The 11726-nt window shown below is 69.2% G+C and carries 13 protein-coding genes and 1 tRNA gene; 5 read left to right on the top strand and 9 right to left on the bottom strand.

The window, feature by feature from the left end:
* Positions 1 to 4 precede the first annotated feature (4 nt).
* The 3 genes from QRD43_RS14095 to QRD43_RS14085 all read left to right on the top strand — a co-directional run bounded on the left by QRD43_RS14095 (position 5) and on the right by QRD43_RS14085 (position 1542).
* Complete coding sequence (locus tag QRD43_RS14095; protein ID WP_285983097.1) at positions 5 to 1018, top strand: class 1 fructose-bisphosphatase; 1014 nt, start codon at positions 5 to 7, stop codon at positions 1016 to 1018.
* Positions 1019 to 1042: 24 nt separating this feature from the next.
* Positions 1043 to 1118, top strand: a tRNA-Thr gene (locus tag QRD43_RS14090).
* A gap of 58 nt (positions 1119 to 1176) precedes the next feature.
* Positions 1177 to 1542, top strand: a complete 366-nt coding sequence (locus QRD43_RS14085; RefSeq protein WP_285983096.1) for a VanZ family protein — start codon at positions 1177 to 1179, stop codon at positions 1540 to 1542.
* Here QRD43_RS14085 and QRD43_RS14080 read toward each other — a convergent pair.
* The gene (locus QRD43_RS14080; protein WP_285983095.1) at positions 1520 to 2356 is read right to left on the bottom strand and encodes a helix-turn-helix transcriptional regulator; all 837 of its coding nucleotides are present in this window, start codon (positions 2354 to 2356) and stop codon (positions 1520 to 1522) included. The genes QRD43_RS14085 and QRD43_RS14080 overlap by 23 nt on opposite strands.
* A 178-nt stretch (positions 2357 to 2534) precedes the next feature.
* Between QRD43_RS14080 and gbpA the strand changes: the two genes are divergently transcribed.
* Together gbpA and QRD43_RS14070 are read left to right on the top strand one after the other, a co-directional pair.
* Complete coding sequence (gbpA, locus tag QRD43_RS14075; protein ID WP_285983094.1) at positions 2535 to 3938, top strand: N-acetylglucosamine-binding protein GbpA; 1404 nt, start codon at positions 2535 to 2537, stop codon at positions 3936 to 3938.
* Positions 3939 to 4245: 307 nt separating this feature from the next.
* Complete coding sequence (locus tag QRD43_RS14070) at positions 4246 to 4659, top strand: hypothetical protein (protein WP_285983093.1); 414 nt, start codon at positions 4246 to 4248, stop codon at positions 4657 to 4659.
* A gap of 175 nt (positions 4660 to 4834) precedes the next feature.
* Here the strand turns inward: QRD43_RS14070 and QRD43_RS14065 are convergent, their stop codons facing one another.
* The 8 genes from QRD43_RS14065 to QRD43_RS14030 form a co-directional block, all read right to left on the bottom strand.
* Complete coding sequence (locus QRD43_RS14065) at positions 4835 to 5299, bottom strand: hypothetical protein (protein ID WP_285983092.1); 465 nt, start codon at positions 5297 to 5299, stop codon at positions 4835 to 4837.
* Between the two features lie 58 nt (positions 5300 to 5357).
* Entirely contained in the window at positions 5358 to 6047 is a 690-nt protein-coding gene (locus tag QRD43_RS14060; RefSeq protein WP_285983091.1) for a putative signal transducing protein, read from the bottom strand.
* 174 nt (positions 6048 to 6221) lie between these two features.
* Complete coding sequence (locus QRD43_RS14055) at positions 6222 to 6698, bottom strand: hypothetical protein (protein ID WP_285983090.1); 477 nt, start codon at positions 6696 to 6698, stop codon at positions 6222 to 6224.
* Positions 6699 to 6769: 71 nt separating this feature from the next.
* Positions 6770 to 8089, bottom strand: a complete 1320-nt coding sequence (fahA, locus tag QRD43_RS14050) for a fumarylacetoacetase (protein WP_285983089.1) — start codon at positions 8087 to 8089, stop codon at positions 6770 to 6772.
* Between the two features lie 89 nt (positions 8090 to 8178).
* Positions 8179 to 8388 (bottom strand): DUF2783 domain-containing protein, encoded by a 210-nt coding sequence (locus tag QRD43_RS14045; RefSeq protein WP_285983088.1) that lies wholly within the window; start codon positions 8386 to 8388, stop codon positions 8179 to 8181.
* On the bottom strand, positions 8385 to 10067 hold the full coding sequence (locus QRD43_RS14040) for an FAD-dependent oxidoreductase (protein ID WP_285983087.1): 1683 nt from the start codon (positions 10065 to 10067) through the stop codon (positions 8385 to 8387). The genes QRD43_RS14045 and QRD43_RS14040 overlap by 4 nt, the downstream gene beginning before the upstream one ends.
* A gap of 52 nt (positions 10068 to 10119) precedes the next feature.
* On the bottom strand, positions 10120 to 10662 hold the full coding sequence (locus QRD43_RS14035) for a VOC family protein (protein ID WP_285983086.1): 543 nt from the start codon (positions 10660 to 10662) through the stop codon (positions 10120 to 10122).
* Positions 10663 to 10743: 81 nt separating this feature from the next.
* Positions 10744 to 11700: an MBL fold metallo-hydrolase gene (locus QRD43_RS14030; protein WP_285983085.1), complete on the bottom strand. Its 957-nt coding sequence runs from the start codon at positions 11698 to 11700 to the stop codon at positions 10744 to 10746.
* Positions 11701 to 11726: the final 26 nt, after the last annotated feature.

Genomic DNA, 11726 nt, shown 5'->3' with positions numbered 1-11726 from the left:
TCCCATGACCCGTCGCATCAGCCTCACCCAGTACCTGATCGAGCAGCAGCGCCAGCACGGCCACATTCCGCAGGAGCTGCGCCTGCTGATCGAAGTCGTGGCCCGCGCCTGCAAGCGCATCGCCATCAGCGTCAACAAGGGCGCCCTGGGCGACGTGCTGGGCACCGCCGGCAGCGAGAACGTGCAGGGCGAGGTCCAGAAGAAGCTGGACATCATCGCCAACGAGGTGCTGATCGAGGCCAACGAGTGGGGCGGCCACCTGGCGGCCATGGCGTCCGAGGAAATGGAGGGCATCTACCTGGTGCCCAACCGCTTCCCGCAGGGCGAGTACCTCCTGATGTTCGACCCGCTGGACGGTTCGTCCAACATCGACGTCAACGTGTCGATCGGGACCATCTTCTCGGTGCTCAAGAAGCCCGAGGGCAGCAAGGGCATCAGCGAGGACGACTTCCTGCAGCCCGGCAGCGCGCAAGCGGCGGCCGGCTACTGCGTCTACGGCCCGCAGACGACGCTGGTGCTGACCGTCGGCGACGGCGTGGCGATGTTCACGCTGGACCGCGAGCAGGGCAGCTTCGTGCTGACGCAGGAGGACGTGAAGATCCCCGAGGACACCAAGGAGTTCGCGATCAACATGTCGAACATGCGCCACTGGGACGCCCCGGTGAAGCGCTACATCGACGAATGCCTGGCCGGCGTGGAAGGCCCGCGCGGCAAGAACTTCAACATGCGCTGGATCGCCTCCATGGTGGCCGACGTGCACCGCATCCTCACCCGCGGCGGCGTGTTCATGTACCCCTGGGACAAGCGCGAGCCGAACAAGGCCGGCAAGCTGCGCCTGATGTACGAGGCCAACCCGATGGCCTTCCTCGTGGAGCAGGCCGGCGGCGCCGCCACCAACGCCCGCGAGCGCATCCTGGACCTGAAGCCGAGCCAGCTGCACGAGCGCGTCTCGGTGGTGCTGGGCTCCAAGAACGAGGTGGAGCGCGTGACGCGATACCATCTTGAACAAGGCCGATAAATTCTGCTATAGTCGCAGTCTTTCGCCGGTGTAGCTCAGTTGGTAGAGCAGCGCATTCGTAATGCGAAGGTCGGGAGTTCGACTCTCTTCACCGGCACCAAAAAATGAAACAAGCCAGTCCCGCAAGGGCCTGGCTTTTTTCTTGCCCGTGCCGTGCCATGACGCGTCCGCCCCCTCCTCTTCACCGCCGCACTCTCGTCATGCTGGTGGGCGTGCTCATGGCCGTGAGCTATCTGGCGCTCACCCCGACGCCCCCGAAGGCCGCGGATCTGGGCTGGGACAAGCTCAACCACTTCAGCGCCTTCGGCACGCTGATGGTGCTCGCCGGCCGCGTCTGGCCCGGCCGGTGGATGCTGGGGGCGCTCGGCCTGCTGGCCTACGGCGGGCTGATCGAGCTGCTGCAGACGCAGGTGCCCGGCCGTGCCGCCGAATGGGCGGACCTGCTGGCCGACGGCATCGGCATCCTGATCGGCCTCGCGCTCCTGGCAGCGCTGCGCCGCCTCAGTACGAACCGGACTCGTTGAGCAGCTGCAGGCTCATGGCCTGAGCCACCGCCTGGGCGCGATTGCTCGCCGAGAGCTTGCGCAGGATCTTCTGCACATGGTTCTTGACGGTCAGCGCACTGATGCCCAGCAGCAGGCCGATCTCCTGGTTGCTCTTGCCCTGGCGCATCCAGGCCAGCACCTGGCGCTCGCGCGCCGTGACGCCCTGCGTGGAGGAGGCCGCCTGTGCCGCCTGGCCCTGCACGAGCTGCAGCTCCTGGGCCATCACCCGACGCCAGCAGGCATGAAGCAAGGGCGTCAACAGGCCCAGCAGCGGCGCCGGCAGCGGCTCGCGGGACATCAGCACGAAGAAGCTCTCCAGCTCCTCGGCGCGCTGCGGGCGCGAGACGCCGGCCAGCGAGACGTGGCGCAGCCCGGCGGCGTCCAGCAGCGCCAGCATCTGCCGGGCGCGGGCGTCCGTGGCCGGCAGCACGAGGTCCGCCGGCGCGGCCGCTGGCTCAGGCGGCTGCGCCAGCGGCAGCGTCAGCGCCACGCCACCGCGCCTCAGCCAGGTCTGCTGCAGCCAGGCCTGCGTGCCGGGCTCCTGCAGCCACTGCAGCAGGGCATCCGGCAGCGGCAGGCTGTTGAACAGCTCCGGCTGCAGCTGGCGCCGGGCCGGCGACCACCCGCAGCACAGCATCAATGAATGCGGCAGCAGGCGCTGGAGGCTGGCCTGCGTCCAGATGAAGAACTGGTGGCGCCGCCGCACCGCCTGCGCCGTCTCGGCGCAGTGCCAGAAGGCCTCGGCCTGGCGCTGCATGGCCGCGTCGACGCACTCCTGTGCCTGCTCCCTCATGTGCCCTCCCTTGGCGATGAGCAAACAGCCTAGACAGCCTCCGTGTCATTTGTTTGAAAGCGCGTGCTGGTCTTAGGCGATACGGACCGAAACAAATACCGGATAAATACCAACAAAGATCCACTTGCGCGATATCCGCCCCATTTTCACAATCGTCCCCACAACGATGGAGGCAATGATGAGGACAAAGCTCTGGGGACTTCTGCTGGCACTGGGCCTGCCGCTGAGCGCGTATCCACATGGTTACGTCAGCGGCCCTGAATCGCGTTCCCTGCTGTGCAAGCAGGGCGGCAACAGCAACTGCGGGGCCATCCAGTACGAGCCCCAGAGCCTGGAGGCGCCGTCCGGCTATCCCGCGACCGGCCCGGCGGACGGCCGCATCGCCAGTGCCGGGCTGGCCCAGTTCGCCGAGCTGGACGAGCAGACCGCCACCCGCTGGACCAAACGACCGATGAAGTCCGGACTGCAGGGCTTCAGCTGGTCCTTCACGGCCAATCACGCCACGCGCAACTGGCGCTACTACATCACCCGTGCGGACTGGAACCCGAACGTGAAGCTCAGCCGCGCGAGCTTCGAGTCCACGCCCTTCTGCCAGGTGGACGGCGGCGGCCGGCAGCCGCCCTCGACCGTCACCCACAGCTGCCATGTGCCGGCGCGCTCGGGCTACCAGATCGTGCTGGCCGTCTGGGAAGTGGCCGACACGACCAACAGCTTCTACAACCTGCTGGACCTGCAGTTCGACGGCACGCCGCCCACCTACAGCTGGAGCGCCAAGGGCACCATCTACCCGAGCGTGGACCTCGCCGTGGGCGACCGCGCCTCGACGCGCGTCTTCGATGCCAAGGGCGAGCGCCCGGAGTTCGCCACCAAGGTCACGATCGGCAGCGCCGGGGACGGCGCCAAGACCACCTGGCCCTACCTGCTCGCCACCCGCGTCAATGCCGAGCAGACCCTGCTGAAGGCGGGCCAGAAGGCCGCGGACGGGAGCATCCACCCGGCCTACGGCCAGAACGAGGTCTTCGTGCGCGATGACAGCGGCCTTGCGCGCGTCGAGATCCAGATCGACAAGGCCCCGCCGCCGGCCAACGACGTGCTGGTGAGCGGCCTCGCCAGCGAGTACACCGTCGGCAGCGACGGCAATGTGGCACTGAGCGTCAATGTCACGGCGGTCGGTCAGCTCGACGTCAATGCCACCGTCTTCGATGCCGGCGGCGTCGCCAAGGCCAGCGCCAACGCCTCGCTGAACAACAGCGGCCAGACCCTCGCCCTGCCCTTGAGCAAGCCTGCCGCCGGCGTCTACCAGCTGGTGGTGAAGGGCACGCCCCGAAGCGGTGGCGCCGTGGTGCAGAAGACCTACGGCTTCACGCTGAAATCCGCTGGCGGCACGACCTACGACTACGTCTTCCCCAACGGCATCGGCAGCTACAAGGCCGGCACCCGCGTCCTGCAGAGCAAGAACGGCAAGGTCTACGAATGCCGCCCGGCGCCGTACAGCGGCTGGTGCAACATCTGGACGAGTTCCGCGAATGCCTACGAACCGGGCGTGGGCGCGGCCTGGGCCGATGCATGGATCGCGCGCTGAGCGCCGAGCCCAGACTCCCCTCACAGGGCCCTGCGGGGCCCTTTTTCGTGGGCGCCGCATGCACGGCATCGCGCCTCGGGTCTTGGCCCCCTGCGCCGCCTGTTCGCACACCGGGCACCCCGGCGCAGTTCACCGCCAGACGCCCCCTCACATGCGGGTCAAAACCTGCACCCCCTACGCATGTTTGGGGATGTCATCGAGGGACAGGAACTGAATAGTTAGGGTGCGCAGCGCACGGTGCGCTGTTTGCAAGGTGGGGGGGGGCGGTCGCCCCGCCCCGACTGTTCAACTCAGTGAGGCACCTACCATGGCACAAGAACTTGTCGCGACCTTCAGCGGGCCGCTCAACAGCTTCAGCATCAATCTGACCCTGCAGAACGCCAGCAGCTCGGACGTTCGAGAGGTGGGCGTCAGCGCACGGACGGCGAAGTTCCCCATCCTGTTCGACTCGTTCGGCGGCTTCTCGGGCCCGGCCGTCCTGCTCGGCACGGACGGCGTCGACACCGAAGTGGTGACGGCTCGCTTCTCCAACTTCTCGCCGAACGACACCGTCATGTTCTCGGGCATCGACCCCGACTTCCAGGGCGACGTCTCCTCCGGCGTTCGGGTCGGCGACTTCCAGGGCTCGCGCCTGCTCGTCCTGTTCGCGGACGGCTCCACCGCCTTTGGCGAGTTCGAGCCGACCAACGACGGCACGATGCGGGCCGTGGCCACGATGTAAGGCGGTCTGTCAGATGCCTAGCACCCGAGGCCGGATCCAGGCCCTCACATGGCAGGACATGAAGGGCAGGACATGAGGGCCGCAACACCCGCTGTCCAACGCCCGACCGCGGCCCCGCGGATCGGGCGTCTTCTTTTGCAGGCCCCAGGTGGACCGACGCCGCGGGCGTCCGCCTTCACTCCTGCAGCGGCGCGCCGTCCAGGCCTGCCGCCCGCACATCCGACGCACTCGGCGCGGACAGGTGCTCCTCACGCAGGACACTCAGCCGCAGGCCCCCGACCGCCAGCAAGGCGCCATAGCCCATGAGGGCCATCAGAAAGGGCACCCCCCATTTCCAGCAGGACAGGCCCAACAGGACGGCCGCTGCCCCGAAGGCCTTCTTGCCGGACGTGCCGCTCATGACGGCACGAAGAACGGTCGCGTACAGCGTGGCGCATCCCAGCACCGCCGCCAGCAGGGTCAGCACGTTCACCGCGCCCAGCCGCACCAGTTCCAGGAAGACCGGTGCCAGCCAGGCCGTCACGAGGGCCTGCGCCAGCGTCATCCAGCCCAGGTAGCGGAACAACTGGGGTGTGTCGTGCACGGCGTTGCCCTCGGACGGATCGGCTGCCGGGTCCTTGCTCATGAAATTCGAAGTCATCGGGATCTTTCAGGATGTCGCCACTCGACTGGCAGCCGGCCGGACCGCCACCGCTGGTTCAGGCCAGCTCGCTCAGGATCCAGCCGATCGCCAGCTGGCCCAGGCCGGTCAGCAGGGCGGCCGGGGCGAGGCTGCGCTTGCGATAGTGCGGGCCGAAGGTGCCCAGCAGCCGGCTGCTCTGGTCCTTCCCATAGGCGAAGTACCAGAGCGCCGTGATGAACAGCAGGCCCCAGCTCGCCCGGAAGACCACCGTGGGTCCGGGACTGATGGCATGGATCAGCGCGACGCCGGCCACGCTGGCCGCCAGGAGCACCACGAACCAGGCCCACAGGCCCACCGGATGGGCGCGGTCGCCCATCCGGTGGGCGTTCGCGATCTGCACCGCCGCGCCGAAGGCGGGCGTGAGTGCCAGGCTCAGCACCACCGCACGGTCGGGGCTGAACAGCCGCCAGGGCTGCTCCGAGAACCGGGGCGCCGCCGCCGGCTCGTCGGACAGCGCATAGGCGCCCGCCTCGTAGGCGGCGATGGCCTCCAGCGCCGTCTCCCTCTGGCGCGCAGGCACCATCACCCGGACGCCGCCCACGGCCTGCGTCATCCAGGCATTGGCCTGGACGACATGGGCATCCGCCACCACGGGGGCCAGGCCTGCCGACTCCAGCACGCCCTTCAGGAGGTGCGCCTCCGTCGGCGTGGCGCATCGGGCCACGCGCACAAAATCGTCGGCCCCCGCGGCCGCTGCGTCGTTCATGGTTCCTCCTCAGAGCGACGCCATTCTGCCGTGCCCCTGCTTCGTCAGGACTCCCCCCAAAGACTGACGCACCGGCCCCCTGCGCTGGGGCGCAGGGGCTCGTCTGGACACCACCCGGTCCGGGCTGTCGATGGCCCTGCCTCCGCTGGGGCGTGACGGCATGAGCTCACGGGCTCACGGGATTGCGGGCTCAGCCCCCCGGCGGAGCGCGTCGAGCGTTCGCAGCGACTGCCCGGCCGGCGTGATCAGGTCATCGAGCCGCCAGCAGCCGCCCATCTCACGACGCAGCAGCAGGCGTACCGTGCGCCGTTGCGGCCGGGCGCCCGGTTCGCTCAGGAAGGGATAGTCCATCCGCACGGTCGCCGCCCCACCCTTCGCCGCCAGGAGCCGGAACGTGACAGGCGTGCCGATCTCCCCGTCCTGCGCGCCCATCCAGGGGTCGACGTCCAGTGGGCCCAGCTCGCCCGTCGTGCCCGCCCATTCGTGCCGCAGTGCGGCGTCGAGACGGGGCGTCAGCAGGGCGGGGTCGTGAGGGGCCTCATCCCCGTAGAAGTCGCGGTGCCGCTCAAACACGCGGCGCGCGAACGCGACGGGCGCTGTGCAGGTGCCGGACGCGTGGACGGGGTTCGCGGGGGTGGCCGGGGTCGCCACCGAGGCCGCCACGCCCGCCCCGAGCACCAGGGCCCGCCATCGCCGGGCTGGCGCGCGTGCGGGCGATCCGATCAAAGCACCGGCGCCGGCGTGATCGTCGCTGCGCAGTCGCCGAAGCCGATGCGGCGGGCGCCGTCCTTCACGGCATGGCCGCGCAGGATGACCGTGTCGCCATCCAGCAGGAAAGTGCGCGTCTCGCCGTTGGGCAGGGTCAGTGCCTGCTTCCCGCCGAGGCTCAGCTCCAGCAGCGAGCCGCCCTCCTCCGGATTCGGGCCGGACTGCGTGCCCGTGCCCAGCAGGTCGCCCGGCTGCAGGTTGCAGCCGTTGCTGGCGTGGTGGGTCAGCATCTGGGACAGGGTCCAGTAGGCATGCTTGAAGTTGGACCGCATCAGGCGCGTCGCGGGCTGGCCGGCGGCGCGCATGGTCGCGGTCTGCAGCCAGACCTCCAGCTCGATGTCATAGCCGCCCTCGCGGCGGTTCTGCTCGCTGTCGATGTAGGGCAGCGGCTGCGGGTCCTCGGCCGGGTGGGCAAAGGCGCAGCGGAAGGGCTCGAGCGCCTCCATCGTGACGATCCACGGGGAGATCGTGGTGGCGAAGTTCTTGGCCAGGAAGGGACCGAGCGGCTGGTACTCCCAGGCCTGCACGTCCCGGGCGGACCAATCGTTCAGCAACGTGACGCCGAAGAGGTGCGATTCCGAATCCGCCATCGGGATGGGCTCGCCCAACGCGTTGCCCGGGCCGACGAAGAGGCCGAGTTCCAGCTCGTAGTCCAGGCGCTTGCAGGCCGCTTGCACGGGCACGGCAGCGTCGGGCGCCTTCAGCTGGCCCAGCGGGCGGCGCACGGCCTGGCCGCTGACGCCGATAGAGGAGACGCGGCCGTGGTAGCCGATGGGCACCCACTTGTAGTTGGGCAGCAGGGGGTTGTCCGGGCGGAAGAGCTTGCCCACCGTGGTGGCGTGGTGGATGCCGGTGTAGAAGTCCGTGTAGTCGCCAATGCGGCACGGCACGGCCATCTGGGCATCGGCCTGGGGCACCAGGCAGGCCGTCAGCGCGGCTTCCTGCTTCGAGCCGGCCTGCAGCGCCGCGAAGAGCGCCTGGCGCAGCGCGCGGCGCTGGGCGGCAGGCTTGGCCATCACGGCGTTCAGGTCGCCCTGAGCGAGGTGGTGCAGCAGCACGGTGTCCGCGGCGCTCCACTTGCCAGCGGCAGCGGCCAGGCGCAGGTCAAGGATCTGGTCCCCGATGGCCACGCCCACGCGGGCGCCGTCGTTGCTGCCAGCGCGGCGGAACAGGCCGTAGGGCAGGTTCTGCAGGGGGAAGTCGGTGTCGGGCGCATTGGCGCTGGCCACCCAGCTCAGGGCGGCCGGGTCGTGGGTGTGGTCGATGTGGCTCATGTCGGTCTTGGTTCTATGGGGCTGGAGACCCAGCCCGGTTTCATGTGCGCCGGCCCTCGGTCCGGCAGCGGGGAGACGGGTGCCGGGGCTCAGGACTCCAGCGTGTTGGTGCGCGCGAGCTGCAGGGCCTCGGCCAGCACTCGGCGGTCGCCGATGTGATTGGACAGGATCAGCACCAGCTTGGCGAGCAGCAGGTCGGCCTGTTCGTCGGAGAGCTCGCGCTGGGCGTCGATCAGCTGCTCGTAGAAGCCGTCCGGATCGGGCAGGTTCGGCTCGCGGATGAGAAGGGCGTCGCTCATGCCTGTTGCTCCTGGGCCAGGGCCCGGCGGACGGCGGCCTCGACGGCGGCCGGGTCGAACTGCCGCCAGCGCGCGGCCACGTACTGGTCGGGGCGGAAGAGATAGACGGTGCCGGGACGGGCGTCGTAGCGCTGCGCGAGCAGGCCTTCGGTGTCGACGAGGTCGCGCCCCACCTCCAGCACTTCCACGGCGAGACGGTCGACCTGCAGCGTGTGCGCCGGGCCGAAGCTCAGCAGCTGGAAGCCCAGGCCCAGCTGCTCGCTGAGCCAGCCGGGCGCGTCACCGCTACGCACGGGCGCATCCAGCAGCGGGCAGCCGGGGCGCGGGGCCGCGGGTGCGAAGGCGGCATCGCCGGCATCGGCCGTGTTGAGGCGGCTGGCCAGATAGGGCGTGGGCGTGGAGAGCCGGCCGCTGTTGACCAGCGGCCGGGCGAAGGGCTCGGTGCGCGCCAGCTCCAGCACGGCATTGCGCAGGCGCCGCGAGGCGCGGCTCTTGGGCGTGATGAAGTCGGTGGAGCGGGTGGAGTTCAGGAGGTTGTCGTCGGCCGCGAAGATGCGCTCTTCGTCGTAGCTGTCGAGCAGCCGCTCCGGAGCGTCGCCGTGCACGACGGCCGCGAGCTTCCAGGCCAGGTTCTCGGCGTCCTGCACGCCGGTGTTCGCGCCGCGCGCGCCGAAGGGCGACACCTGGTGCGCCGCATCGCCGGCGAAGAGCACCCGGCCGTGGCGGAAGCGCTCCATGCGGCGGCAGGCGAACTGGTAGATCGAGACCCACTCCAGCTCGAAGGGCACGTCCGGCCCGAGCATGGCCTGGATGCGGGGCATCACGCGCTCGGGCTGCTTCTCGACCTGCGGATCGGCGTCCCAGCCGAGCTGGAAGTCGATGCGCCAGACATTGGCACACTGCTTGTGCAGCAGCACCGACTGCCCGGGATGGAAAGGCGGATCAAACCAGAACCAGCGCTCCGGCTCGGCGCCCAGGCGGCGCAGCGTGGCGCCGTGGCCCCGGATGGCCGTGTCCGCCGCATCGGCCGCCTGCGGCTCCACCACGACGTCGGCAATCAGGAAGCGGTCCTGGAAGGCCTGGCCGCGGAACTCGGCCCCCAGCATGCGGCGGGTGTCGCTGCCGGCGCCGTCACAGGCCAGCAGCCACTGCGTCTGCATCTCGAAGCTGCCGTCGGGCGTCTCCACCTGCAGGCGCACGCCGGCCGTGTCCTGCGCCAGCGCCGTCATCCGGTGCTTCCAGCGCAGCTCGACGAGCGGCGAGGCCTCGCAGGCCTCGACGAGGCGCTCCTCCAGGTAGTACTGCTGGAGATTGATCATCGCCGGCAGCTTGTGCCGGTCCTGCGGCAGCAGGTCGAACTGGTAGGCCAGACCTTCGCCGTGGAAGACCTTGCCGACCTTCCACTTCACGCCCTGCTGCACCAGCGGTTCCGCGACGCCCAGGCGGTCCCAGACCTCCAGCGTGCGCTTGGCATAGCAGACGGCCCGCGAGCCGATGCTGACGCTGTTGTTGTCATCCAGCACCACCACCCGCAGGCCGCGTGACGCGCAGTCCAGCGCCAGGCTCAGCCCGATGGGGCCGGCTCCCACCACGACCACGGTGTGCCGCTCGGGGTGACCCGTGCGCTGCTCGTCGCTCTGTCGGTAGTCGAAGCTGGGGTACTGGTAGGTGCTGAGCATGGTCGTTCGGGGCGATGGCGGCGGCGGCGGAACGTCCGGACAGGGGCGGCGCTTACTGCGGCGCGGCCAGGGACTTGTCGTGCATCCACGCGGCCTGCTTGGGCGCGCGCTTGGTCTGGTTCCACTCTTCCAGCATCTCCCACTTGCAGGCGTCCAGCGCCTTGTACATCTGGGGCGTGCCCACGTCCGCGGCCAGCTCGACGCGGTGCCCGTTCGGGTCGAAGAAGTAGATGCTCTTGAAGATGGTGTGGTCGGTCACGCCGATGACGTCGATGCCGGCGGCCTGCAGGCGGGCCTTGGTGTCTTCCAGCGTCTGCACGCTGTCCACCTTGAAGGCGATGTGCTGGACCCATTCCGGCGTGTTGGTGTCACGGCCCATGTCGGGCGAGTTGGGCAGCTCGAAGAAGGCCAGGATGTTGCCGTTGCCGGCGTCCAGGAACAGGTGCATGTAGGGGTCCGGCGCCTGGGTGGAGGGCACCTTGTCCTCGGCGATGGCCAGCACGAAGTCCATGTTCAGATGCTTCACGTACCACTCGACGGTGGTCTTGGCGTCCTTGCAGCGGTAGGCGACGTGGTGGATGCGTTCGATCTTCATGGCTTCTCCTCGGGTCCTCGTTGGGGTGTCAGGTCTTGCGCCGGGTGGGGTCAGGTCTTGCAGAAGGGGCAGGCGGCGAGCTCACTGCCCTTCCAGGGCGCGCCACATCTCGACGTCGCGCTCGGCGGTCCAGATGCGGGGATGGGTATGGCCGCTGGCCTCGTCATAGGCGCGGGTCACGTCGAAGGGCATGCAATGGGCGAAGATCACCCAGCGGCCGTACGTGGGCTCCAGCGCGGCGTAGGCCTCGCGGTAGACGGTGTTGAGGTCGCGGCCCGCCGCCACGCCGGCCTTCACGGCGGCATAGAGCTCGGACACGAAGGCGCGCGTGCCTTCGAGGCCCGCCTGCACCTGCTCGGGCGTCTGCAGCGCGGCGCCCCGGCCGGGCACCAGCTTGGCGGGATTCAGTGCCGCCAGGTTGCCCAGCGTCTGCGGCCAGTCCTGGAAGTAGGCGTCGCCGGCATACGGGGTGGCGTCGAACTCGACCAGGTCGCCCGAGAACAGCACGCGGTCCTGCGGCAGCCACACCACCGTGTCGCCCTTGGTGTGGCCACGGCCCAGCTGGAGGATCTGCACCTCGAGCTTGCCAAGCCACAGGGTCATCTTGCCGGTGAAGGTCATCGTGGGCCAGGTCAGGCCGGGCGGCACGGACTCGACATTGCGGAACAGGCGCGGGAAGCGGCCGATCTCGCTGGCCTTGTCCTGCTCGCCACGCTCGACGATGAGGTCGTAGGTGTCCTGGCTCGCGATGATGTGCTCCGGCTCGTAGGCCGAGGCGCCCAGCACGCGCACGGCGTGGTAGTGCGACAGCAGGACGTACTTGATGGGCTTGTCCGTCACCTCGCGGATGCGGCGGATCACGTCCTCGGCCATCACGGGCGTGGCCTGCGTGTCGATGACCATGACCGCGTCGTCGCCGATCACGATGCCGGTGTTCGGATCGCCCTCCGCGGTGTAGGCATAGGCGTGCTCGGAGAGCTTGTCGAAACTGACGCGCTTCTCTTCCAGGTCGGCTTGCGAGGCGAAGGTCTTGCTCATGGTCAATTCAATCCTTGCGAATGCGT

This window comes from Roseateles subflavus, from assembly GCF_030285365.1.
Taxonomy (GTDB): Bacteria; Pseudomonadota; Gammaproteobacteria; order Burkholderiales; family Burkholderiaceae_C; genus Roseateles_B; species Roseateles_B subflavus.
Note: the sequence above shows the minus strand (reverse complement) of the source record. Positions and strands in the feature narration are given on the sequence as shown.